The sequence below is a fragment of the Streptomyces sp. NBC_00057 genome (assembly GCF_045041165.1).
Classification (GTDB): domain Bacteria; phylum Actinomycetota; class Actinomycetes; order Streptomycetales; family Streptomycetaceae; genus Streptomyces.
Window position 1 is genome coordinate 2,593,163 of the sequence record NZ_CP108256.1, and the last position, 24,612, is coordinate 2,617,774.

General features: G+C 69.3%; 15 protein-coding genes. 4 read left to right on the plus strand and 11 right to left on the minus strand.

Annotation, left to right across the window (positions count from 1 at the left end):
* Positions 1-1,332, plus strand: coding sequence for an MFS transporter (locus tag OG953_RS12070; RefSeq protein WP_405684094.1), 1,332 nt, complete (start codon positions 1-3; stop codon positions 1,330-1,332).
* A gap of 64 nt (positions 1,333-1,396) precedes the next feature.
* Here OG953_RS12070 and OG953_RS12075 read toward each other — a convergent pair whose 3' ends face one another.
* The 3 genes from OG953_RS12075 to OG953_RS12085 are packed head-to-tail and all read right to left on the minus strand — an operon-like array spanning position 1,397 to position 3,397.
* Complete coding sequence (locus OG953_RS12075; RefSeq protein WP_405684095.1) at positions 1,397-1,714, minus strand: AzlD domain-containing protein; 318 nt, start codon at positions 1,712-1,714, stop codon at positions 1,397-1,399.
* The gene (locus OG953_RS12080; protein WP_405684096.1) at positions 1,714-2,514 is read right to left on the minus strand and encodes an AzlC family ABC transporter permease; all 801 of its coding nucleotides are present in this window, start codon (positions 2,512-2,514) and stop codon (positions 1,714-1,716) included. The genes OG953_RS12075 and OG953_RS12080 overlap by 1 nt, the downstream gene beginning before the upstream one ends.
* A 10-nt stretch (positions 2,515-2,524) precedes the next feature.
* Positions 2,525-3,397, minus strand: a complete 873-nt coding sequence (locus tag OG953_RS12085) for an AraC family transcriptional regulator (RefSeq protein WP_405684097.1) — start codon at positions 3,395-3,397, stop codon at positions 2,525-2,527.
* 81 nt (positions 3,398-3,478) lie between these two features.
* Between OG953_RS12085 and OG953_RS12090 the strand changes: the two genes are divergently transcribed.
* The 3 genes from OG953_RS12090 to OG953_RS12100 all read left to right on the plus strand — a co-directional run bounded on the left by OG953_RS12090 (position 3,479) and on the right by OG953_RS12100 (position 9,846).
* Positions 3,479-8,152, plus strand: coding sequence for a DEAD/DEAH box helicase (locus tag OG953_RS12090; RefSeq protein WP_405684099.1), 4,674 nt, complete (start codon positions 3,479-3,481; stop codon positions 8,150-8,152).
* Between the two features lie 92 nt (positions 8,153-8,244).
* Positions 8,245-9,045 (plus strand): DNA-formamidopyrimidine glycosylase family protein, encoded by an 801-nt coding sequence (locus OG953_RS12095; RefSeq protein WP_405684100.1) that lies wholly within the window; start codon positions 8,245-8,247, stop codon positions 9,043-9,045.
* Between the two features lie 36 nt (positions 9,046-9,081).
* Positions 9,082-9,846 carry an SDR family NAD(P)-dependent oxidoreductase gene (locus tag OG953_RS12100; RefSeq protein WP_405684102.1) on the plus strand — a complete coding sequence of 255 codons (765 nt, stop codon included), beginning with the start codon at positions 9,082-9,084 and terminating at the stop codon, positions 9,844-9,846.
* 697 nt (positions 9,847-10,543) lie between these two features.
* Here the strand turns inward: OG953_RS12100 and OG953_RS12105 are convergent.
* The 8 genes from OG953_RS12105 to OG953_RS12140 all read right to left on the minus strand — a co-directional run bounded on the left by OG953_RS12105 (position 10,544) and on the right by OG953_RS12140 (position 24,334).
* Positions 10,544-10,927, minus strand: a complete 384-nt coding sequence (locus OG953_RS12105) for a helix-turn-helix domain-containing protein (protein WP_018105285.1) — start codon at positions 10,925-10,927, stop codon at positions 10,544-10,546.
* Between the two features lie 109 nt (positions 10,928-11,036).
* Positions 11,037-11,546 carry a CinA family protein gene (locus OG953_RS12110; protein ID WP_405684103.1) on the minus strand — a complete coding sequence of 170 codons (510 nt, stop codon included), beginning with the start codon at positions 11,544-11,546 and terminating at the stop codon, positions 11,037-11,039.
* On the minus strand, positions 11,543-12,334 hold the full coding sequence (gene pgsA, locus OG953_RS12115) for a CDP-diacylglycerol--glycerol-3-phosphate 3-phosphatidyltransferase (protein WP_405684104.1): 792 nt from the start codon (positions 12,332-12,334) through the stop codon (positions 11,543-11,545). Before pgsA ends, OG953_RS12110 begins: the two co-directional genes overlap by 4 nt.
* Positions 12,331-13,806 (minus strand): 30S ribosomal protein S12 methylthiotransferase RimO, encoded by a 1,476-nt coding sequence (gene rimO / locus OG953_RS12120; protein ID WP_114247011.1) that lies wholly within the window; start codon positions 13,804-13,806, stop codon positions 12,331-12,333. Before rimO ends, pgsA begins: the two co-directional genes overlap by 4 nt.
* 143 nt (positions 13,807-13,949) lie before the next feature.
* Complete coding sequence (locus OG953_RS12125; RefSeq protein ID WP_405684105.1) at positions 13,950-14,750, minus strand: helix-turn-helix domain-containing protein; 801 nt, start codon at positions 14,748-14,750, stop codon at positions 13,950-13,952.
* Between the two features lie 204 nt (positions 14,751-14,954).
* Positions 14,955-17,732, minus strand: coding sequence for a DNA translocase FtsK (locus OG953_RS12130; RefSeq protein ID WP_405684107.1), 2,778 nt, complete (start codon positions 17,730-17,732; stop codon positions 14,955-14,957).
* 250 nt (positions 17,733-17,982) lie between these two features.
* Positions 17,983-18,660, minus strand: a complete 678-nt coding sequence (locus OG953_RS12135; RefSeq protein ID WP_393699547.1) for a two-component system response regulator — start codon at positions 18,658-18,660, stop codon at positions 17,983-17,985.
* A gap of 244 nt (positions 18,661-18,904) precedes the next feature.
* The gene (locus tag OG953_RS12140; RefSeq protein ID WP_405684108.1) at positions 18,905-24,334 is read right to left on the minus strand and encodes a HAMP domain-containing protein; all 5,430 of its coding nucleotides are present in this window, start codon (positions 24,332-24,334) and stop codon (positions 18,905-18,907) included.
* Between the last annotated feature and the right edge of the window lie 278 nt (positions 24,335-24,612).

Here is a 24,612-nt window from a genome sequence, read left to right on the forward strand (position 1 = left end):
ATGGATCGGCTCCGGACGGGAGACGGGGCCGCCGCGGAGGAGCAGGTATGCAAGGGCGCTTGGGGCACCACCTGGCTGCTGCTCACCTTCATGCTGGTGAACTTCGCCGACAAGACCGTCATGGGCCTGGCCGCCGACCCCATCCGCGACGAGCTGGGACTGACTCGGGGTGAGTTCGGCACGGCGCAGTCCTCGTTCTTCGCCCTGTTCAGCCTGGCCGCGCTGGGGGTGTCCTTCCTGACCCGTCGCGTCCGCACCACCGTGCTGCTGCTCGGGATGGCGTTGCTGTGGTCGGTGGCGCAGCTGCCGATGCTGCTCGGCGCCGCCGGGTTCGGGACGCTGATCGCGACCCGGGTGCTGCTCGGGGCGGCCGAGGGGCCTGCGGCGCCGGTGGCGGTGCACCATCTGCACGGCTGGTTCGGGCAGAAGGAACGGACGCTGCCGACCGCCGTGCTGATGGTCGGTGCGGCGGGCGGAGTGGCGCTGTCCGCTCCGCTGCTGACCGTGGTGATCGATGTGTGGGGATGGCGCTGGGCCTTCGGCGCCGTGGGACTGGTCGGCCTGGGGTGGGCGGTGTGCTGGTACGTACGGGGCGAGGAGGGGCCGCTCGCGCCTCCCTTGGGAAGGGGGCCCTCTGCCGTCTCCGACGGGGCCGGTCCGTCTGTTCCGTATCGCAGGGTGCTGCTCTCCGGCACCTGGCTGACCGCTGCCTTCGGGGCGTTCGCCGCCTACTGGATGCTCTCGGCGGGTCTGACTTGGGCGCCGGACTATCTGCACGAGGTGTCGGGGCTGACGCTGAAGCAGTCGGGGGCGGTGGTGACGGCAACGGCCGTCGGTAACGCCGTGGTGCTGTTGGGGCATGGGCTGTTGGCACGGCGGACGGCCCGGAACCGGACCGCGCCAAGGCTGCCCGTCGGGCTCGGCAGCGGTCTCCTGATGTGTGTGGCCGCCCTGTCGATCGCGGTGTTCGCCGAGGTGGACTCGGTGGGCGTGAAGATCACTCTGATGGTAGGGCCGATGGCGCTGACGCATGTGATCCTCACCGCCTCGCAGACGGCCGTCGCCCGGATCACACCGGCCGGGCAGCGCGGGGTGGTGCTGGGCGCGCTGGCCTTCGTCTATGCGCTCGCCGGGATTCTGTCGCCGCTCGTCACGGGCCGGATGGTGGATGCGGCGGCCACCGTGCCCACGGGCTACCACTCGGCGTATCTGCTGATGGCGGGGCTGGTGGCGGTGGCCGGTGTGCTCGCCGTCTGCTTCCTCCGGCCGGAGAAGGACGCGGCACGGCTCGAAGTGGCGGAGACCGCGCCAATGGGCCTCGCAGTGCACTGAACGGGTCGGCAGGTACGTGTGTAAGGGGCTCGGTCCCTGGGACCGAGCCCCTTACCGATGTATCTCACCAAGGTGTCCAACCCAGGGCACGTACCCCTGCAGTGACGACCACGGCGGCCCCTACGACCACGAGGAAGGGCGCGCGCAGAACCAGTGCGAGCGCCGCCGCGGCGAGCCCCGCGCCCCTGGCGTCCAGCGTCAGGTGCTGCCCGTCGCCGAACGTCTGCTGCGCGGTGAGGGCGGCCAGGAGCGCCACTGGCAGCAGCGCGGCGAGACGCTGTGCGAGCGGACGTTCCAGCACCCCGGCGGGCACCAGCAGTCCGAGCAGTTTGGCGAGGTAGCAGCCGACGGCGGTCAGCGCGATGGCGATCCAGATGTTCATCAGTTCTCCTCCGCCGTGGCCGTCCCCCGGCTCGTTCCCTTCCGGCATCCGCTCAGGAAGAGGACGGCGGGTGCGGCGAGCGCGGACAGCAGGACGGGGACACCTGCGGGCAGTACGGGCAGCAGTCCGAGCGCGAGCAGAACCGCGATTGCGGCGGTGATGCGTTCCGTCGTGCTTTTCAGCATCGGCGCGAGCAGGGCGAGGAAGACCGCGGGCGATGCCGCGTCCAGCCCCCAGGCGTCGGTGTCGCCGAGCGCCTCGGCACCGAGGGCCCCCAGCAACGTGGTCAGGTTCCACAGCATGTAGAGGGTGAGTCCGGTGACGGCGAAACCGATCCGTGCGGCCCGCCGGGTGGGCTGCGGCAGTGTCACGGCGGTCGTCTCGTCGATGACCCACTGGGCGGCGAAGGGACGGAGCGCGCGTGGAAGAGCGAGCAGCTGCGACAGCCGCAGGCCGTAGAACGAGTTGCGTACGCCGAGGAAGAAGGCCCCGGCAGCCGCCGTGTACGGGTTGCCGCCCGCTGCGAGAGCGCCCACGAGGGCGAACTGCGAGGCGCCGGTGAAGACGGCGAGGCTGAGCGCGCAGGTCTGCAGCAGGCTCAGTCCGGAGCCGGCCGAGGTCACGCCGAAGGCGAAGCCGGAAAGTCCGACGGCTATGCCGACACCGAGCGCGTCGCGTACGACGGCCGCGTCCGACTTCGCCCCGACGGCGTCCGGCTGCACCCCTGGGACGGTCGCGCTGCCGTGGGGGGCACCGGCTGCTTCGCCTACGCCCTCTGGGAGTGTTGTCTGTTCTGCCACGACCGGAACGCTACGTGGGCAGGTCACGACCGGTCTTGTACGTTCTTGCACGTTCGCGCCGGTACGCGCCGGGCGGCACTCCCACGATCCGGGTGAAGTGACGGTTGAGATGCGGCTGATCGGTGAAGCCGACCTCGGCGGCCGCCTCCGCAGGTGCCGTCCCCGCGTCGAGCATCCGGCGCGCGGCCCGCACCCGGGCATCGGTGAGCCAGGCGTGCGGCGGCATCCCGTACTGCTTCTTGAAGGCCCTCAGCAGCGCGAACGGGCTGGTTCCGAGCTCCGCGGCCAGCGCCTCCAAGGTGGGCGGCTCCGCCATCCTGCCCTCCAGCACGGCGCGGGCCCGCGCCGCGTCGCGGGCACCCGCCGAGCGGGGCACGCGTGCGGGCAGCGCGCTGCCGTGCAGGCTCAGCAGCCGCGCGACCATCACCCGCAGCACGCTGTCCGCGGCGAGTGCATTGCCCTCCTCGGCTGCCCGGTGGACCTCGCCGATCAGCCGGGCCGCGTAGGGGTCCATGACGCTGGTCTCGGTGAAACCGACCGTGCCGCGCAGACTCGTCGTCTCGGCCGCGATGTCGTTGATCACCTGCGCGGACGGGTACAGCGTGGCGTACACCCAGCCCTCCGGAACACCCGCGCGGGCGGTGTGCGGCACCTCCGGATTGATCATGACCACAGCGCCGGGGCCCGCGTGTACGACGGTGCCGCCGGGCAGACCGACGTCCTCCACCCCTCGGGTGATGGTCCCGAAGACATAGCCCTCGTGGCTGTGGCGCGGGAAGGTGTGGCGCACGTACCGGGCACGCAGCAGATCGAGGTCGGGCAGCTCCGCGTACTGCCAGTGCCTCGCCCACTCCCCTGACCCCGACTCCGGTCTTGCCACCATGGACGAATTCTCGCAGCTCCGGGGCGCGGTCCCCGATGGCCGTCACAGCCGTTGTCAGTGCCGGGGTGCACGATGGGGGACATGGCCGGCTCTGCGCTCGACTCGTTCTCCCCTGCGACCCGCAGCTGGTTCGCGGGTGCCTTCAGCGCGCCCACCGCCGCGCAGGAAGGCGCCTGGCACGCGATCGGCGAGGGCTCGGACGTGCTGGTCGTCGCGCCGACCGGCTCCGGTAAGACCCTGGCCGCGTTCCTCGCCGCGCTGGACGGTCTTGCGTCCGTCCCGCCGCCCGCCGAGGCGAAGAAGCGCTGCCGCGTGCTGTACGTGTCGCCCCTCAAGGCCCTCGCGGTCGATGTCGAGCGCAATCTCCGCTCACCGCTGACCGGCATCCGCCAGGAGTCGGTGCGTCTGGGGCTGCCCGAGCCCGAGGTCCGGGTGGGAATCCGCTCCGGCGACACCCCGCCCGCCGAGCGCCGCTCGTTGGCGACCCGGCCGCCGGACATCCTGATCACCACGCCCGAATCGCTCTTCCTGATGCTGACCTCATCGGCCCGGGAGGCGCTGTCCGGCATCGAGACGGTGATCCTCGACGAAGTGCATGCCGTGGCGGGTACGAAGCGGGGCGCCCATCTCGCCGTGTCGCTGGAGCGTCTCGACGAGCTGCTGCCGCGGCCCGCACGGCGGATCGGCCTGTCGGCGACGGTCCGTCCGGTCGACGAGGTGGCGCGCTTCCTCTCACCGCAGCGGAAGGTGGAGATCGTCCAGCCGCCGTCCACCAAGCGGTTCGACCTGTCGGTGGTCGTGCCGGTCGAGGATCTGGGCGAGCTCGGCGGCTCCCCCGCCACCGACACCGACCAGGCGGACAAGCCGTCGATCTGGCCCCATGTCGAGGAACGCATCGTCGATCTCGTCCAGGAGCATCGCTCCACCATCGTCTTCGCCAATTCCCGCCGCCTCGCGGAGCGGCTCTGCAACCGGCTCAACGAGATCGCGTACGAGCGGGCCACCGGCACTGTGCTCGATGAGCACGGCTCCGCCACGACGCTGCCGGAAGCACACTCCCCGGCCGAGATCATGGCCCAGTCGGGCGCGGCGAAGGGCGCCCCCGCGCTCCTCGCCCGCGCACACCACGGTTCGGTTTCCAAGGAACAGCGCGCCCAGGTCGAGGAGGACCTCAAGGCGGGTCGGCTGCCGGCCGTGGTCGCCACCTCCAGTCTGGAGCTGGGCATCGACATGGGGGCGGTCGATCTGGTCGTCCAGGTGGAGTCGCCGCCGTCGGTCGCCTCCGGGCTGCAACGGGTCGGCCGGGCCGGGCACCAGGTCGGTGCGGTCTCCACCGGAGTGGTCTTCCCGAAGTACCGGGGCGATCTGGTACAGGCTGCCGTGGTCACCGAGCGGATGCGCGAGGGCTCCATCGAGGCGCTCCGGATCCCGTCCAACCCCTTGGATGTGCTGGCCCAGCAGCTCGTCGCCATGGTCGCCCTGGACACATGGCAGGTGGATGATCTGCTGGCCGTGACCCGCCGTGCCGCCCCCTTCGCCGCCCTGCCCGAGTCGGCGTTCACGGCTGTGCTGGACATGCTCGCCGGGCGCTATCCGTCCGATGCTTTTGCCGAGCTGCGCCCGCGTGTGGTCTGGGACCGGGTGGCCGGTACGGTCACGGGCCGCCCCGGCGCCCAGCGACTCGCCGTCACCTCCGGCGGGACCATCCCCGACCGCGGGCTCTTCGGGGTCTTCCTCGCCGGCGCCGACCCCAGGAAGGGCGGCGGTCGGGTGGGCGAGCTGGACGAGGAGATGGTGTACGAGTCCCGGGTGGGCGACGTCTTCACGCTGGGCACCACGTCCTGGCGAATCGAGGACATCACCCGCGACCGGGTCCTGGTGTCGCCCGCCCCCGGGGTTCCGGGCCGGCTGCCGTTCTGGAAGGGCGATCAGCTGGGCCGTCCGCTGGAGCTGGGGCGTGCGCTCGGTGCGTTCCTCCGCGAGATCGGCGGACTGTCCCAGGAAGATGCCCGGCAGCGTCTGCTCGCCGCCGGTCTCGACACCTGGGCCGCCGACAACACCCTCTCGTACATCGACGAACAGCGCCGCGCCTGCGGTCACGTACCGGACGACCGGACCATTCTCGTCGAGCGTTTCCGTGACGAGCTGGGTGACTGGCGGGTCGTCGTCCACTCCCCGTTCGGCGCGCAGGTGCATGCCCCGTGGGCGCTGGCGCTGAATGCCCGCCTCGCCGAGCGGTACGGCATGGACGCCCAGGTGATGCATGCCGACGACGGCATAGTGCTGCGGCTGCCCGACGCAGACCTGATGGGCCTGGACCTCCTGGACTTCGATCCGGCGCAGGACCCGGCCCTGGATCCGGCCCCGTTGCCGGGCCCCTCGTACGACAGCGGGCAACCGCCCGTCGGCGCTGCGGACGTGACCTTCGACCAGGGCGAGATCAACCAGATCGTCACCGACCAGGTAGGCGGATCAGCCCTGTTCGCCTCGCGGTTCCGCGAATGCGCGGCGCGCGCCCTGCTGCTGCCGCGGCGCAGCCCCGGCAAGCGCACCCCGCTCTGGCAGCAGCGCCAACGCGCCGCACAACTCCTCCAGGTCGCCTCCGAGTTCGGCTCCTTCCCGATCGTTCTGGAAGCGGTCCGCGAATGCCTCCAGGATGTCTTCGACGTCCCCGGGCTGACGGAACTCATGGGCGACCTCGAAGCACGCCGTGTCCGGCTGGTCGAGGTCACCACCCCGGAGCCCTCGCCCTTCGCCCGCTCGCTCCTGTTCGGCTATGTCGCCCAGTTCCTGTACGAGGGCGACTCGCCCCTCGCCGAGCGGCGGGCCGCCGCCCTCTCCCTCGACTCCCACCTCCTGGCCGAGCTCCTCGGCCAGGCAGAACTGCGCGAACTGCTCGACGCCGACGTCCTGACCGAGCTGGAACAGGAACTCCAGTGGCTGACCGAGGACCGCCGGATCAAGGACATCGAAGGGGTCGCCGATCTCCTTCGGGTCCTCGGTCCGCTCACCGACGCGGAGTTGGCCGAGCGCGGCGCCCAGCCGCCCTGGGCTCCGGAGCTGTCCGCTGCCCGCCGGGCCATCCGGGTCCGGATCGGCGGAACGGACCACTGGGCCGCGATCGAGGACGCGGGACGGCTGCGCGACGCACTGGGCACCGCCCTCCCGGTGGGTGTCCCCGAGGCTTTCACCGAACCGGTGAAGGACCCACTCGGCGATCTCCTCGCCCGATACGCGCGTACGCACGGCCCGTTCACCTCCACCGAGGCCGCCACCCGTTTCGGCCTCGGTACCGCTGTCACGGACGGCACGCTGCAGCGGCTCGCCGCAACCGGCCGGATCGTCCAGGGCGAGTTCCACCCCGCCGGCATCGGCCAGGAGTGGTGCGACGCCACCGTGCTGCGCCGGCTGCGCCGCCGCTCGCTCGCCGCGCTCCGCCATGAGCTGGAACCGGTCCCGCCCGCCGCCCTCGCCGGCTTCCTTCCGCAGTGGCAGCACCTGGGCAACAACAGCCTGCGCGGCATCGACGGACTGGCGCGCGCCATCGAGCAGTTGCAGGGTGCGCCCGTCCCGGCGTCGGCCCTGGAGAAACTGATCCTGCCGGGCCGGGTCACCGGCTACTCCCCCGCGCTGCTGGACGAGCTGACCACCACCGGCGAGGTCGTCTGGGCCGGTGCGGGTGCCCTTCCCGGCAAGGACGGCTGGCTGTCCCTCTACCTCGCCGACAGCGCACCCCTGCTCCTCCCGCCCCCGCACCCGCTCGAACTGAGCGCATTGCACGAATCCGTCCTGACGGCCCTGACCGGCGGATACGGACTGTTCTTCCGGCAGATCGCCGACCAGGTCCGCGCCACCACTCACCCGGACTGCACCGATCCGCAACTGGCCGATGCAGTCTGGGACCTGGCCTGGTCGGGCCGGCTCACCAATGACACGCTCGCCCCGCTGCGTTCGCTCCTCGGCTCCGGTCGCACGGCAGGATCGACCGCCCACCGCGCCAAACGGACCGTCCCGCGCGGGCGTTACGGCTCACTCACCGCCGCTGCCCGGCCAGTGTCCCGCACCGGCCCGCCCACCGTCTCGGGCCGCTGGTCCCTGCTGCCCGCCACCGAACCCGACCCCACGCACCGTGCGCACGCCCTGGCCCGCACGCTCCTCGACCGCCATGGGGTGGTGACCCGCGGCGCGGTCCAGGCCGAAGGCGTCGAGGGCGGCTTCTCCGCTACGTACCGTGTCCTCTCCGCCTTCGAGGACAACGGTCAGGCCCGGCGCGGCTATGTCGTCGAGGGCCTGGGAGCGGCCCAGTTCGCGATGGACGGCGCGGTCGACCGGCTGCGTGCCACGTCCACCGCCCGCGACCGTACGGCGCCGGGAGCCGCACCCCAAGCCCTGGTCCTCGCCGCGGCAGACCCGGCCAATGCCTATGGTGCGGCCCTGCCCTGGCCCGAGCCGCCGGACGGCGCCGGGCACAAGCCCGGCCGCAAGGCGGGCGCCCTGGTGGTGCTGGTCGACGGCGAACTGGCAATGTACATGGAGCGTGGCGGCAAGACGCTGCTGGCCTGGCCCACCGACCCGGACGACCCGGCACTCCTCGCGGCAGCCGGGGCACTGGCGGCAGCCGCCCGTGCGGGGGCGCTCGGCACGGTCACGGTGGAGCGCACCAACGGCGCCTCATCCCTGACCTCCCCGCTCGGCCGCACGCTGGAGGCGGCCGGATTCCTGGCCACCCCGAGGGGACTCCGCCTGCGCGCCTGAACAACCTGCGCACCTCACGCCTCGTACGCCACTCCGCCCGCCCCCAACACCACCCACGCCATACTCCCCACCCGACCCCGCATCATGGAGGCATGCCCGAAGGAGACACCGTCCTGCAGACCGCCAAACGTCTGCACACCGCACTCGCCGGCCGAGTCCTCACCCACTCCGACCTGCGCGTCCCCCGGTTCGCCACCGCCGACCTCACCGGCCGGACGGTTCTGGACGTGACCTCGCGCGGCAAGCATCTCCTCACCCGTATCGAGGGCGGCCTGACCCTCCACAGCCATCTGCGGATGGACGGCGCCTGGCGCATCTATGCTCCGGGCGAGCGCTGGCGCGGCGGCCCTTCCCACCAGATCCGCGCCGTCCTCGCCAACGCGGAACACACCGCCGTCGGCTACCGGCTCCCCCTCCTCGAACTCCTCCGCACCCGGGACGAGGAGAAGGCGGTCGGTCATCTCGGCCCCGATCTGCTGGGCCCCGACTGGAACGCCGAAACCGCCCTGCACAATCTGCTCAGCGACCCCGCCCGCCCCCTGGGCGAGGCCCTCCTGGACCAGCGCAACCTGGCCGGAATCGGCAACATCTACAAGGCCGAGCTCTGCTTCCTCGCCCGTGCCACCCCTTGGCTCCCCATCGGCGACCTGGCAGCCCCCACCGCCGCCCGTCTTGTCACCACGGCCAAACAACTCCTCGAAGCCAACCGAGACCGCCCCATGCGCACGACCGCCAGCGCAGCGCCCCGCGGATACGGCGCGAACGAACGGCTCTGGGTCTACGGCAGGACCAACCACCCCTGCCTGCGCTGCGGCACGCCCATCCGCACAGCCGATCAGGAAGCCCGCCCCACCTACTGGTGCCCGCGCTGCCAATCGGGCCCCACAAGCTAGTTGACGATCCGTCAGATTCGGTCGTACCGTCCGGTCATGTCCCTCACCGCGTACGACCTCACGGGCCGCTCCGCGTTCATCACCGGCGCGGCGGGTGGCATCGGCCGCGCAGGCGCCATCCTGCTCGCAGCGGCGGGCGCCACCGTGCACTGCGCGGACCGCGACGAGAAGGGCCTGCTGGAGACCCGGGACCTGATCGCCGAAGCGGGTGGCACATCCCACATCCACACTCTCGATGTCACCGACCGCAGTCGGATCCGGGCCGCGGTGGCCGCCGCGGGCAACCTCGACATCCTGGCCGCCGTAGCCGGAATCATGCATACGAGCAGCGTCCTGGAGACCGCGGACGACGACCTCGATCGCGTCCTCTCAGTCAATTTCAAGGGCGTTCTGTACGCCTGTCAGGAAGTTGCCCGCAGCCTGATCGCGCGCAGCGCACCCGGCTCGCTGATCACCATGGCCTCGGGAGCGGTCGACGCCGCGAGCCCCGGGCTGCTCTGCTACAGCGCGGCCAAGGCGGCGGTTGTCCAGCTGACGAAGACCCTCGCAACCGAGCTGGGGCCTCATTCCATCCGTGTCAACGCCGTCGCCCCGGGCTGGATCCGTACGCCCATGACAGCCCGCCACGACGCGGAACAACAGCGACGGGCGGAGGCCACGATGGCGCGGATCTCCCCGCTCGGCCGGGTTGGCGAGCCCGAGGACGTCGCCCACACCCTGGTCTATCTGGCATCCGATGCGTCGGCCTTCATGACCGGTCAGATCCTCCGCCCGAATGGCGGCGTATCCATGCCCTGGTAGTCCGCCAGGCCCGGCCACCGCACCGCATTCCAAGGGCGGACCACCGCCCCAGGCACCGCGTCCCGATGTCGGACCACCAACCCGCACACCGCATCCCAAGAGCAGACCACCGCCCCTCACACGCGTCCGCCCCGCTCGCCCCCGTCGGCCCAGCGGTCGCGGCCACATGCACGGGCAGGAGGCTCAGCCCCCATCCGCCCGCCGCCACCGCACCCTCGACAAGCCCCGCATGGGCCGGTTCCAGCACGAGCCGCAGCACGGCCCACCACCACACCCCGCCGAGAACGAGCGCCGGCACCCATCGCCGTACCATGGCTGCCTCCTCCGGCCGAACCTAGTCCGACCCGCTCGCCCGGCGGGAGGGCGCACCGGTGCACCACCGGCGCGCAGTGCGCTGCCGCAGACCGTTGTGCGCTCTCCGCCCGGGACATCCGGGCTTGCTCCGGATCGCGGCTCCACCCGGGCCAGAGGCATTCAGGCACCCCGGCGCAGGCTGCATCGAGACACGTCAGGCCACGTCAGCCCGTGTCGGGCCACCCGTGATCTTCCTGATCAACGCCTCTTACTCGCAGTCTCACCCAGACACTCCCGAGCCGCATCCAGAACGGACCACGCCCACCCACCCCGGACCACGCAGGAGCCCCGGCCGCCCCCTGAGGGGCCGACCGGGGCTCCGCTTCACACCGGACCTCGCAGGTCAGGCGGCGACGACATCCACCGCTTCCGCGGGCGCCTTGATGGTCACCCGTCCCGTCGGCACACCTGCCACCGACGTCACGGAGACGGAATTGAGCATTGGACGTACCGGCACAGGCACCGGATCGCTGGCTGCTGCCGACTCGGCCAGTTCGGCCAGCGACAGCTCATCGCTCACTTCACGCATGAGCTCGGACATCCGTACGTCAAGCGCGTCGCAAATAGCGGAGAGCAGCTCGGAGGATGCCTCCTTCTGCCCCCGCTCCACCTCGGAGAGATAGCCGAGCGAGACTCGGGCGGACGAGGAGACTTCGCGCAGAGTACGGCCTTGGCGCTGGCGCTGCCGACGCAGCACGTCACCAAGCAGGCGACGGAGCAGAATCATCGGTGGCTCCCTCCTCGGACCGCGTAGCCGCATCCTTCACGCCCCACCGTACCGCCTTGCGCCGCGGCCGTGCGGGGAGCGATGACGTGTTCACTCAGGGCTGCAAACATCAATTCCCCCCGTTCTGTTCCGTATCCTGTGCGCTTGCATTCTTGCCGAGTTCGGCGGAGAGCAATGCCAGCACGCTCCGTACAGTCTCTCTACGGATGTCCGCACGCCCGCCGTTCAATCGCAGCGTGGTCACATTCTCCGCGCCGTCCGGCCCGGCCACCGCAACATAGACCGTGCCGACGGGTTTGCCGTCCTGCGGCTCGGGGCCCGCAACGCCGGTGGTGGCCATACCCCAGTCTGCCCCGAGAACACGGCGCACACCTGCCGCCATCTGCCGCGCCACCTCCGGGTCGACCGCACCGCGCTCCGCCAGGAGGACGCCGTCGACACCCAGCAATTCCCGCTTCAGGGGCGTTGCGTAAGCCGTCACGGACCCGCGGAAGGAGTTCGAGGCACCCGGTACGGAAGTCAGCTCCGCCGCGACCAGACCGCCGGTCAGCGACTCGGCGACGGCAAGAGTCTCACCGCGCTCCACGAGCAACTCCAGCACCCGGGCCGCGGCAGTCACCGCTCGGCCTCCGCCGAACCACGGGCACTCGAGGCCCCGGAGACCGGCCCTGCCCCCTCAGCTGCCCCGGACACCCCAGGCCTCGCAGATACCCCGGACACCGCAGCGGCTCCGGACCCCCCAGCAGCCTCCGCCGCGGCGGCCCGCTCGGCCGCGAGCCCCTGGCGTCGCAGCACGACGGCCTGGCGCACATAGTCGAGTCCCGTGACGACCGTCAGCACGACAGCCACCGCCATCACCCAGAAGCGCAGCGTGGCAAGTGGACCGGTCAGCGCCAGGACGTACATCCCGACGGCCGTCCCCTGTGCCAGAGTCTTCATCTTCCCGCCTCGACTGGCCGGGATCACCGCATGCCGTATCACCCAGAACCGCATCAGCGTGATGCCGATCTCGCGGAAGAGGATCACGCCCGTGACCCACCAGGGCAGATCACCGAGATACGACAGACAGATCAGCGCCGCACCCATGATCGCCTTGTCCGCGATCGGGTCGGCGATCTTCCCGAAGTCGGTGACCAGGTTGTATGTGCGCGCGAGATGACCGTCGAACAGATCGGTGATCATGGCGATGGCGAACGCCGCCCAGGCGAACGACCGCCAGGCCGGGTCGTAGCCGCCGTTGTGCAGGAGCAGCATCACGAAGCCGGGCACCAGCACCAGCCGCAGCATGGTGAGCAGATTGGCGATGTTCCACAGGCTGGCCTGGTTGACGGCCGCAGTACCCAGCTCGCCGCCGCGGACCGGCTTGGCGCCGGAGCCGCCTGCCGCGGATGCCGGGACTCCCGTCATCTGGCCGCCTCCACGAGCTCGGAACACTCGGCCACCAGGTCCACTCCTTCGGTGCCCACAACCTTTGCCTCGACCATACGGCCGGGCACGAGGCCCTCGCGTGCGGTGAAGAGCACCTGGCCGTCCGTTTCGGGGGCCTGGTGCGCCGCGCGCCCCACCGCACCGTCCTCTTCGTCCACGGACTCGACCAGCACCTGCAGGGACTCACCCAGGCGCTCCTCGGCGCGCTGCGAGGTCAGTTCCTCGGCCAGCTGCGAGATGTGCGCGAGCCGCTCCGCGATGACGTCGGCGTCCAGCTTGTTCTCGTAACCGACCGCCTCGGTGCCTTCCTCGTCGGAGTAGCCGAAGACGCCGATGGCGTCGAGCCTGGCGCCGGTGAGGAAGCGTTCCAGCTCCGCCAGGTCGGCCTCGGTCTCGCCGGGGAAGCCCACGATGAAGTTGGAGCGGGCACCGGCCTGCGGTGCCTTGCTGCGGATGGTGTCCAGGAGCTCCAGGAAGCGGTCGGTGTCACCGAAGCGGCGCATCGCCCGCAGCACACCGGGGGCCGAGTGCTGGAAGGACAGGTCGAAGTACGGGGCGACCTTCGGGGTCGAGGTCAGTACGTCGATGAGGCCCGGCCGCATCTCCGCCGGCTGCAGATAGCTGACCCGGATCCGCTCGATCCCCTCGACGTCGGCGAGCTCCGGCAGCAGCGTCTCAAGCAGCCGGATGTCGCCGAGGTCCTTGCCGTACGAGGTGTTGTTCTCGGAGACCAGCATGACCTCCTTCACGCCCTGCTCGGCCAGCCAGCGGGTCTCCCCCAGCACGTCCGACGGGCGGCGCGAGATGAAGGAGCCGCGGAAGGAAGGGATGGCGCAGAAGGAGCAGCGGCGGTCGCAGCCGGAGGCGAGCTTCACCGAGGCGACGGGGCTGGTGCCCAGCCGGCGGCGCAGGGGCGCCCGCGGCCCGGAGACCGGAGCGACTCCGTCGGGAAGGTCCTCGGGGGCGGGAGCCGGTGCGGCCTCCTGCGCGTGCCCCGGCAGAGCCACTGCGGCGTCCTGCCGCTCGGCCGGGCTGATCGGCAGGAGCTTGCGGCGGTCGCGCGGGGTGTGCGAGGCGTGGATGCCACCGTTGAGGATGGTCTGGAGGCGGTCGGAGATGTCGGCGTAGTCGTCGAATCCGAGGACACCATCCGCCTCGGGCAGGGCCTCGGCGAGGTCCTTGCCGTAGCGCTCGGCCATGCAGCCGACGGCGACCACGGCCTGGGTCCTGCCGTGGTCCTTCAGATCATTGGCTTCGAGCAGGGCATCGACGGAGTCCTTCTTGGCGGCCTCGACGAATCCACAGGTGTTGACGACGGCGACATCCGCGTCGGAGGCATCCTCGACGAGCTCCCAGCCGTCCGCTGCCAAGCGGCCTGCGAGCTCCTCCGAGTCCACCTCGTTACGGGCGCAGCCAAGAGTGACAAGGGCGACGGTACGGCGTTCGGGCATGGGCTCAAGACTACTTTGTCCCAGCACTCGCCCTGCCGTGCAGGGTTCCACCGTCACACCGAGTGACAAAGCAGGCGAGCGCCCAGCATTGCCGGGCGCTCGCCGTGTTGCTGATGCCGCTCGGGAAACCGTGCGTGTACGGGTCAGCCGACCGCCGGGTCGCCCTTCGTGTACGAGAGCCGCTCGACCTGGCCCGGCTGGAACTTGTCCTCGACCTTCTTGCCGTTCACAAAGAGCTCGATGGACCCGGCGTCACCGAGGACGAGGTCGACCCGCTCCTGGTCCTGGAAGGTCTTGGACTGGCCCTGCAGCAGCAGCCCGTCGAAGAGCAGCCGCCCGTTGTGGTCCTTGGCGGAGATCCAGCTCTTGCCCTGACTGGCGCTGAGCTTCACCGTCACCTTGTCCCTGGGTGCCGCGGCGATGGCACTGTCGGAGGGCTGCGGCTTGGGGTCGACGGGCTTGTTGGTCTTCGGCTTGGGGCTCTTCGTGTTGGGCGTCGAACCCTCCGCGACCTGTGTGGTCGTGGAGCTGTCGTCGCCACCCTTGAAGAAGGTGAAGCCGACGAAACCGACGACAGCGACGATCGCGGCGACCATGGCCGCCGTCCAGTTGGGCCGACGGGGTTCGGAACGGATTCTCTCGGCCTCGAACAGCGGCGCCGCGGGCGTGGGTGCGGGACGGCCGCCGTGCTCGGCGTCGTACTGCGAAACCAGCGGTTCCGGATCGGTCCCGACGGCACGCGCCAAGGTACGGATATGGCCGCGCGCATACACATCGCCGCCACAACGGGAGAAGTCGTCCTCTTCGATCGCGTGCACGATGGGGATGCGCACCCGGGTGGACGAACTGATCTCTTCGACCGTGAGACCTGCGGCGATACGAGCCTGCTGGAGCACTCGACCGATCGAAGGCCGGTCTTCTTCGGGGGAGTTGCCGATGGACACGGGGGCGCCTTTCGAGCGTGAGCCACCTGCTGGGTGTTCAGTCTAGGGGGGGTACGAAAGGGTGGGGCAACCGGGAGGAAGGACTTTGTACGCCATCAGACTCGAACGCCGTCCGATTCTCTGGGCCACCCCGAGAAGGACAATCTTGCCGCCCCTCCCTTCAACTTGACGTACGACCCGACGAAACGGTTGCCCGCACTTCTCCTACGAAGCGGTTTCCCCGCGGATCAGTGCCAACACCCCGTCCAGCTCGTCCGGTTTCACCATGACGTCGCGCGCCTTGGATCCCTCGCTCGGCCCGACGATGTTCCTCGACTCCATCAGGTCCATCAGCCGGCCGGCCTTGGCGAAGCCGACCCGAAGCTTGCGCTGAAGCATCGAGGTGGACCCGAACTGGGTGGAGACGACCAGTTCGGCGGCCTGGCAGAGCAGATCCAGGTCGTCGCCGATGTCCTCGTCGATCTCCTTCTTCTTGGCGGTGCCGACCACCACGTCCTCGCGGAAGACCGGCGCCATCTGATCCTTGCAGTGCTGGACGATGGCCGCGACCTCGTCCTCGGTGACGAAGGCACCCTGCATACGGGTGGGCTTGTTGGCCCCCATCGGCAGGAACAGACCGTCACCCTTTCCGATGAGCTTCTCGGCGCCGGGCTGGTCGAGGATGACACGGCTGTCGGCCAGCGAAGACGTCGCGAAGGCGAGCCGGGAGGGCACATTCGCCTTGATCAGACCGGTGACGACGTCGACCGAGGGCCGCTGGGTCGCAAGCACCAGGTGGATACCGGCAGCGCGGGCCAGCTGGGTGATACGGACGATGGCGTCCTCCACATCACGGGGAGCGACCATCATCAGGTCGGCCAGCTCGTCGACGATCACCAACAGATACGGGTACGGCGAGAGCTCGCGCTCGCTGCCCTCCGGCGGCTTGACCTTGCCGTTGCGGACGGCCTGATTGAAGTCGTCGATGTGCCGATACCCGAACGCGGCAAGGTCGTCGTACCGGAGGTCCATCTCCCGCACGACCCACTGGAGGGCCTCGGCGGCGCGCTTGGGATTGGTGATGATCGGCGTGATCAGGTGCGGGATGCCCTCGTACGCGGTCAGCTCGACCCGCTTGGGGTCGACCAGCACCATCCGTACGTCGTCCGGCGTCGCCCGCACCATGACCGAGGTGATCAGACAGTTGATGCAGGACGACTTGCCGGAACCGGTCGCACCGGCCACCAGCACGTGCGGCATCTTCGCCAGGTTGGCCATCACATATCCGCCCTCGACGTCCTTGCCGAGCGCGACCAGCATCGGATGGTCGTCCTCGGCGGCGTCCGCGAGGCGCAGCACATCGCCGAGGTTGACCATCTCCCGGTCGGTGTTGGGGATCTCGATGCCGACCGCCGACTTGCCCGGGATCGGGGAGATGATCCGGACGTCGGGACTGGCGACTGCGTACGCGATGTTCTTGGCGAGCGCGGTGATCCGCTCGACCTTCACCGCGGGGCCGAGTTCCACCTCGTACCGCGTGACCGTGGGTCCGCGGGTGAAGCCGGTGACTGCGGCGTCGACCTTGAACTCGGTGAAGACGTTCGTCAGGGACGCGACGATCGCGTCGTTGGCGGCGCTGCGGGTCTTGCCGGGCCCGCCCCGTTCCAGCAGGTCGAGCGAGGGCAGTGAGTACGTGATGTCGCCGGAGAGCTGCAGCTGTTCGGCGCGGGCCGGCAACGGCTGGGACTGCGACCGGTCGGGCGCGGGCTTCGTCAGATCGGGTACGCCGCCCGAGGGCACCGCTCCCTTCTCCGGCTTCCCTCCCCCACTGGCGGGTTCACCCTCCCTGGCGCCCGGCACCGGCGTGCCCGGGCGTTCGCGCTCGACGGAGACGCCCTGGGTGAGGTCGGCGACAATCGGCGAGGGCGGCATGCCGTTGAGCACGGCCCCGTCGAGCGCGGCGGCCGCGGCGGCCGCGACATCCACCGCGTCCATGGTGCGGTTCATCGTCGGCTGCACGGAGGGCCTGCGCGGCCTGCGGCGCTTGGAGAGCGCGTCGGCCTCCACCTGGTCGGGGTCGTACTCCGCGGGCGCTTCGGAGCGGCGTGCGGAAGAGCGGCGGGAGCGGACGGGCAGCGCCTCGCGCCACTGCTCGTCGTAGCGCTCGTCGTCGCCCTCCTCTTCCGCGTCGGCGTCGTACACCGGGTCGAGGATGCCCAGCTTGGTGCCGAGCAGCCGGAGCCGTTGCGGAATAGCGTTCACCGGGGTGGCGGTGACGACCAGCAGTCCGAAGACGGTGAGCAGCAGCAGCAGCGGTACGGCGAGGACCTCGCCCATCGTGTAGACCAGCGGTTTGGAGGCCGCCCAGCCGATGAGTCCGCCCGCGTCCTGCATCGCCGTGGTGCCGCCTCCCCGGCCGGGCGATCCGCACGCGATGTGAACCTGTCCGAGCACCCCGATGACCAGGGCGGAGAGCCCAATGACGATGCGACCGTTGGCCTCGGGCTTCTCCGGGTAGAGGATCAGCCGTACGGCGATGGCGCCGAGCAGTATCGGTACGAGCAGATCGAGTCGGCCGAAGGCTCCGGTGACGAGCATCTCGACGAGGTCGCCGACGGGCCCGCGCAGATTCGACCAGGTGCCCGCGGCGACGACCAGCGCGAGACCGAGCAGCAGCAGCGCGATGCCGTCCTTGCGGTGCGCGGGATCGAGTCCCTTGGCGCCGCGCCCTATGCCACGGAACATCGCGCCGACGGCGTGGGCCGCACCGAGCCAGACGGCGCGCGCCAGGCGGTACACACCGCCGGTGGGCGACGGTGCCGGTTTGGGCGCGGCCGCCTTCTTGGCCACCGCCTTCTTCGCGGGGGCCTTCTTCGCGGCGGTCTTCTTCGCGGCGGTCTTCTTCGCGGGTGCGGCTTTCTTGGCCGGCCCCGCGGTACGGCCGACGCGCTTCGCGGTGCCCGCCGTGCTCTGGGAACCCTTGCCGGACGTACGTGAGGCCATGGTGCCGAGGTTACCGGTGTTGACGGCCGTGAACACGTGTGCCCGCCTCTTCACCCGACCGTGTCGCTGTACAGAGGCAGGAAACTGACGTGTCCTCACGCCGCCGCTGATGGATGTCCCTGTCGCCGAACCGTCGAACGGCCGAGACGGCAGGGCAGTTGGGCCGAGCGTCCTGACAACCGCCCACCCCTCGACCTGAGGTCGTACCGCCGGACCGCTCCCCGCCATGGAGTCGCGGGGCAGTACGGCGCTACGAGGGAAGGACTGCCGCGCCGCTGCCGGTGCCGGGCTCCAGCGCGTCGAGTGCCCGGCGCAGGCCGGTCAGCTTGCGTTCCAGATGGGCGGCGGTGGCCACGGCCGCGGCGTCCGCCGACTCGTCGTCGAGCTGTTTGGAGAGCGCTTCGGCCTGCTCCTCGACGGCCGCGAGCCGCGCCGAGAGCTCGGCCAGCAGCCCTGCGGGCTCCTTCTCGTGGCCCGCGCCGCCGTTGGTATCGCCCTCCAGCTGGAGCCGCAGCAGCGCCGCCTGCTCGCGCAGCTTGCAGTTCTTCATGTAGAGCTCGACGAAGACCGAAACCTTGGCCCGTAGCACCCATGGGTCGAACGGCTTCGAGATGTAGTCCACCGCGCCCGCCGCATAACCCCTGAAGGTGTGATGCGGACCGTGATTGATCGCGGTGAGGAAGATGATCGGGATGTCCCGGGTCCGTTCCCGCCGCTTGATGTGCGCGGCGGTTTCGAAACCGTCCATGCCCGGCATCTGGACGTCCAGCAGAATGACCGCAAAGTCGTCCGTGAGCAGCGCTTTGAGCGCTTCCTCCCCTGACGATGCCCGTACCAGTGTCTGATCGAGCGCAGAGAGGATGGCCTCCAGCGCCAGCAGATTCTCCGGCCGGTCATCGACCAGGAGGATCTTGGCCTTCTGCACCATGGCCCGTCCTCCTCGCCCCGGAATTGCACCGGGCGCCGCCCCAGGGGACGACTCCCTTACGCCGTCCGTCCTTGTGCCGGTCATGGTAGCCGCACCCCGCCCGTCACCACACCCTGTCACCACGATGTCACTGTGCACACAACAGAAACGCGGTGGGGGACCAGAAGGTTCCCCGTACAGCGCCTCCTCACACCCCTGCGAGCACAGTCGCTCATCAACTCATCGCGATTCTCTCAATTAATGATCACTCTCCGCGCATCCACTGCTCCATAACAGAAAGAAGATGATCGGGATCCACAGGCTTGGTGACATAGTCGGAAGCGCCGGATTCGATCGCCTTCTCCCGGTCACCCTTCATGGCCTTCGCGGTCAGTGCGACGATCGGCAGCCCGGCGAACTGCGGCATCCTGCGGATCGCTGCCGTCGTGGCATAGCCGTCCATCTCCGGCATCATGATGTCCATCAGTACGACCGTCACATCGTCGTGCTGTTCCAGGACTTCGATGCCCACACGTCCGTTCTCCGCGTACAGGACCGAAAGACCGTGCTGCTCCAGCACGCTGGTGAGCGCGAAGACGTTACGGATGTCGTCGTCGACGATCAGCACCTTCTCGCCGTGGAACCGGAACGTCCTGCGGACCTCCGGTTCCTCCTGCCCGGCAAGCGTCCAAGGCTCCTGCGGAGCAGCCGGGGCGGCGGCGCGGGACGGCAGCGCGGGCCGCCGCTCCGCGCTCCCCAGGTTCTTGCGGCGACGCCGCATCAGTCCTGCGGCACCCGCCGAATCGTGCACGGTGGCCGTCGGGTCGACGCCCGGACCGGCCTCCGGAAGCAGACCTTCCTCGACTGCGGCACCGTGTGCCTCGATGGGCCCAGGACCGATCTGCGGATAGCCCTGCGGCGGCAACTCGCTCGGGTGCAGCGGCAGATAGAGCGTGAACGTCGAGCCGCGGCCCGGCTCGCTCGCCGCGTGGATCTCGCCGCCCAGCAGCCGGGCGATCTCCCGGCTGATGGACAGGCCGAGCCCCGTACCGCCGTACTTGCGACTGGTCGTACCGTCCGCTTGCTTGAACGCCTCGAAGATCACCAGCATCTTGCTGGACGCGATCCCGATACCGGTGTCGGTGACCGAGAAGGCGATCAGATCGGCATCGGCGTCACGCAGCGAGCCGGCCTCCAGGAGCTGCTCACGGATGGCATTCGGCACATCCTCGTTGGCGTGCCGGATCACCAGCTCGACCGCCCCGCTGTCGGTGAACTTCACCGCGTTGGAAAGGAGATTGCGCAGCACCTGGAGCAGCCGCTGCTCGTCCGTGTGCAGTGTCGCGGGCAGCTCCGGCGAGACCCGTACGGAGAAATCGAGCCCCTTCTCCGCGGTGAGCGGCCGGAATGTCGCCTCCACATAGTCGACCAGCTGGACAAGCGCGATCCGGGTCGGGCTGACGTCCATCTTGCCCGCCTCGACCTTCGTCAGATCGAGGATGTCATTGATCAGCTGAAGCAGATCGGAACCGGCTCCATGGATCGTCTCGGCGAACTCCACCTGCTTCGGCGAGAGATTGCCCTCGGCGTTGTCCGCGAGCAACTTGGCCAGAATGAGAAGCGAGTTGAGCGGGGTACGCAACTCGTGCGACATGTTCGCCAGGAACTCCGACTTGTAACGCATCGAGACCGCGAGCTGCTCGGCGCGCTCCTCCAGGACCTGTCGGGCATCCTCGATCTCGGTGTTCTTGACCTCGATGTCGCGGTTCTGCTGGGCCAGCAGCTCGGCCTTCTCCTCCAGTTCGGCGTTGGAGGCCTGAAGTGCCTTCTGCCGGTTCTCCAGCTCCTGTGAACGGTCCCGCAATTGCTCTGCCAGCTCCTGCGACTGCTCAAGGAGCTTCTCGGTCTTCGTATTGACGCTGATGGTGTTGACGCTCGTCGCGATCATCTCGGCGAGCTGATTGAGGAAGTCCCGCTGGATGTGGGTGAACGGCTGGAAGGAGGCCAGCTCGATCACACCGAGAACCTTCCCCTCGAAGAGCACCGGCAGCACGATCACATGCGCGGGCGGTGCCTCACCGAGTCCGGAGGAAATCTTCAGATAACCCGGCGGAACATTGTCCACCTGGATGGTCCGCTTCTCCTCCGCCGCCGTGCCGATGAGCGTCTCACCGGGCCGGAAGGATGTCGGCATCGATCCCGCCGAGTATCCGTAGCTGCCCCTCATACGGAGTTCGTACGAGCTGTCCTTGTCGCTGTCCGATCCCACCGCGTCGGTGTCACCGGTCGGCATGGCCAGGAAGAACGCACCGTGCTGCGCGGAGACGACCGGGGTCAGCTCGCTCATGATCAGTGAGGCCACGTCGTCGAGATCGCGCCGCCCCTGCATCAGACCGGAGATCCGGGCGAGATTGCCCTTCAGCCAGTCCTGCTCCTTGTTGGTGGCCGTGGTGTCACGCAGGTTGGCGATCATCGTATTGATGTTGTCCTGCAGGGCCTGGATCTCGCCGGCCGCATCCACATCGATCTTGAGGTTGAGATCGCCGCGGGTCACCGCGGTGGCGACGGCCGCGATGGCCCGCACCTGACGGGTGAGGTTCCCGGCCATCTCGTTCACGGACTCGGTGAGGTCGCGCCAGGTGCCGTCGACGTCCCGGACCCGGGCCTGGCCGCCCAGCTGCCCCTCCGTGCCCACCTCGCGGGCGACCCGGGTCACCTGCTCGGCAAACGAGGACAACTGGTCGACCATCGTGTTGATGGTGTTCTTCAGCTCCTGGATCTCGCCGCGGGCGTCGATGTCGATCTTCTTGGTGAGGTCGCCCTTGGCGATGGCCGTGGTGACCGTGGCGATCTGGCGCACCTGCCCGGTCAGATTGGACGCCATCGAGTTCACGGACTCGGTGAGGTCCTTCCATGTACCGGAGACACCCGGAACGCGTGCCTGGCCGCCCAGCTCACCTTCCGTGCCCACCTCGCGGGCGACTCGCGTCACCTCGTCGGCGAACGAGGACAGCGTCGTCACCATCGTGTTGACGGTGTCGGCGAGCTCGGCGACCTCGCCGCGCGCCTCGACGGTGACCTTCTTCGTCAGATCGCCGTTGGCGACCGCAGACGAGACCCGGGAGATGTTCCGCACCTGACTGGTCAGGTTGTTGGCCATCAGGTTGACGTTGTCGCTGAGGTCCTTCCAGATACCGGTCGCACCACGCACCCGGGCCTGACCACCCAGGATGCCCTCGGTACCCACCTCGCGGGCGACCCGCGTCACCTCGTCGGCGAAGTTGAGCAGCTGATCGACCATGGTGTTGACGGTCGTGACCAGTTCGAGGATCTCGCCCTTGGCGTCGACCGTGATCTTCTTGGAGAGATCGCCCTTGGCGACCGCTGTGGTGACCTCGGCGATGTTACGGACCTGCAGGGTCAGGTTGTTGGCCATGCCGTTGACGGACTGGGTGAGGTCCTTCCACGTACCGGACACCCCCTGCACCTCGGCCTGGCCGCCGAGGATGCCTTCCGTACCCACTTCACGGGCGACCCGCGTCACCTGCTCGGCGAAGTTCGAGAGCTGGTCCACCATCGTGTTGAGGGTGTTCTTCAGCTCCAGGATCTCGCCGCGCGCGTCAACATCGATCTTCTGCGACAGGTCACCGCGCGCCACCGCAGTGGCGACCTGCGCGATGTTACGGACCTGAGCGGTGAGGTTTCCCGCCATGCCGTTGACCGAATCGGTCAGATCACGCCACACACCGGCCACGCCGGGCACCTGCGCCTGCCCGCCGAGCCGTCCGTCGGTGCCCACCTCGCGGGCGACCCGGGTCACCTGCTCGGCGAAGGCGGAGAGCTGGTCGACCATCGTGTTGATGGTGTTCTTCAGCTCCAGGATCTCGCCGCGCGCGTCAACATCGATCTTCTGCGACAGGTCGCCCCGTGCCACCGCAGTGGTCACCTGCGCGATCTGGCGCACCTGGGAGGTCAGATTCCCCGCCATGAAGTTGACGGAGTCGGTGAGCTCCTTCCACGTGCCGGAAACGCCGTCGACCCGCGCCTGGCCACCGAGGCGGCCCTCCGTACCCACGTCACGCGCCATCCGCGTGACCTGGTCGGCGAAGGACGACAGCTGCGCAACCATCGTGTTGACGGTGTTCTTCAACTCCAGCATCTCGCCCGCGACATCGACGGTGACCTTCTGCGAGAGGTCACCGTTGGCGACCGCGGTCGTCACCTGCGCGATGTCGCGCACCTGCCCCGTAAGGTTCCGGAACGCCGTGTTCACCGAGTCCGTGAGGTCCTTCCAGGTCCCCGCCGCCCCCGGCACCTCGGCCTGACCGCCCAGCCGGCCCTCGACGCCGACCTCCCTGGCCACCCGGGTCACTTCCGAACCGAAGGACTGCAGCTGGTCCACCATCGTGTTGACGGTGTTCTTCAGCTCCAGCATCTCGCCGGCCACATCGACGGTGACCTTCTGCGTCATGTCGCCGCTGGCCACCGCCGTGGTCACCTGCGCGATGTCGCGCACCTGAGTCGTCAGGTTCCGGAAGACGGTGTTCACCGAGTCGGTGAGGTCCTTCCAGGTCCCCGCCGCCCCCGGCACCTGCGCCTGACCGCCGAGCAGCCCCTCGCCACCGACCTCGCTGGCCACTCGGGTCACTTCGTCGGCGAAGGTCCGCAGTGTCTCGGTCATCTGGTTGATGGTCTCGGCGAGCTGTGCGACCTCGCCGCGGGCGCTCACAGTGACCTTCTGGGACAGGTCACCGTTGGCGACCGCGGTCGTCACCTCGGCAATCCCCCGCACCTGAGAGGTCAGGTTCCCGGCCATCGTGTTGACGGAGTCGGTGAGGTCCTTCCACACCCCGGCCACACCGGGCACGGTCGCCTGCCCGCCCAGCTCGCCCTCCGTGCCCACCTCGCGGGCGACCCGGGTCACCTCGGAGGAGAACGACGACAGCTGGTCGACCATCGTGTTGACGGTGTTCTTGAGCTGAAGCATCTCGCCGGCCACATGGACGGTGACCTTCCGCGACAGATCGCCCTTGGCGACCGCCGTCGTCACCAGGGCAATGTCCCGCACCTGCGCGGTCAGCCGGTACGCCATGGTGTTCACGGAGTCCGTGAGGTCCTTCCACGACCCGGACATCCCGCGCACCTGGGCCTGCCCGCCCAGCTTGCCCTCGGTACCCACCTCGACCGCGACCCGCGTCACCTGCTCGGTGAACGCCGACAACTGGTCGACCAGGTTGTTGACCGTACGGGCGACCTTCAGGAACTCGCCGCGCAGCGGCCGTACCGTCTCATCGGCCGTGTGCGACCGCAGCTCCATCCGCTGTTCGAGATCACCGTCGGCCACCGCCGACAGCACCCGCCCGACCTCCGAGACCGGGCGCGCCAGATCGTCGACCAGCTCGTTGGAGGCGTCGATCGCGGCGGCCCAGGAACCCTCGCAGGCGCCCGTTTCCAGCCGCTCGGTGAGTTTCCCCTCACGCCCGACCACCCTCCGCACCCGGGCCAGCTCGCCGGTGAGATGGAGATTCCGGTCGGCGACTTCATTGAAGACTGCCGCGATCTCCGCCATCACGCCGTCAGCCGAAACGGTCAGGCGCCTGCGGAAGTTCCCGTCGCGCATCGCCACCAGGCCTGCCAACAGTCTGTTGAGCGCTGCCGCGTCGACGTCGATGGTTCCATTGCGCTGCTTTTTCACGGACTGTCCGCCTTTTGTGCGCGTGCCTGTTCCCCGCGCCGCCACGCCAGACTCCACCGTGATCCCTCCCGCAGGGGTTGACCGTATCGCTCGGGCCTTATCTGGGAGCTTGCCCAGTTCCTCATTGGCTCACCGCCACAGCCCACCGTCGACGGGTGACCATGCGGACGTCAAATCGTTGAAACGTACCAGGCCCGAACCAATCGGGGTGCAGCCTCCAACGGTTGTCCCACATCACCCTGTTGGGAAGCCCACACTTGTCCGGTCACATGCCTGTT

Excerpts from the sequence above, each read along its gene's own strand:
- OG953_RS12105 (WP_018105285.1), bottom strand. The coding sequence starts at position 10,927 with ATGATTCTGCTCCGTCGCCTGCTTGGTGACGTGCTGCGTCGGCAGCGC.
- OG953_RS12090 (WP_405684099.1), top strand. The coding sequence starts at position 3,479 with ATGGCCGGCTCTGCGCTCGACTCGTTCTCCCCTGCGACCCGCAGCTGG.
- OG953_RS12100 (WP_405684102.1), top strand. The coding sequence starts at position 9,082 with ATGTCCCTCACCGCGTACGACCTCACGGGCCGCTCCGCGTTCATCACC.
- OG953_RS12095 (WP_405684100.1), top strand. The coding sequence starts at position 8,245 with ATGCCCGAAGGAGACACCGTCCTGCAGACCGCCAAACGTCTGCACACC.
- OG953_RS12075 (WP_405684095.1), bottom strand. The coding sequence starts at position 1,714 with ATGAACATCTGGATCGCCATCGCGCTGACCGCCGTCGGCTGCTACCTC.
- pgsA (WP_405684104.1), bottom strand. The coding sequence starts at position 12,334 with ATGACGGGAGTCCCGGCATCCGCGGCAGGCGGCTCCGGCGCCAAGCCG.
- rimO (WP_114247011.1), bottom strand. The coding sequence starts at position 13,806 with ATGCCCGAACGCCGTACCGTCGCCCTTGTCACTCTTGGCTGCGCCCGT.
- OG953_RS12130 (WP_405684107.1), bottom strand. The coding sequence starts at position 17,732 with ATGGCCTCACGTACGTCCGGCAAGGGTTCCCAGAGCACGGCGGGCACC.
- OG953_RS12135 (WP_393699547.1), bottom strand. The coding sequence starts at position 18,660 with ATGGTGCAGAAGGCCAAGATCCTCCTGGTCGATGACCGGCCGGAGAAT.
- OG953_RS12085 (WP_405684097.1), bottom strand. The coding sequence starts at position 3,397 with ATGGTGGCAAGACCGGAGTCGGGGTCAGGGGAGTGGGCGAGGCACTGG.
- OG953_RS12070 (WP_405684094.1), top strand. The coding sequence starts at position 1 with ATGGATCGGCTCCGGACGGGAGACGGGGCCGCCGCGGAGGAGCAGGTA.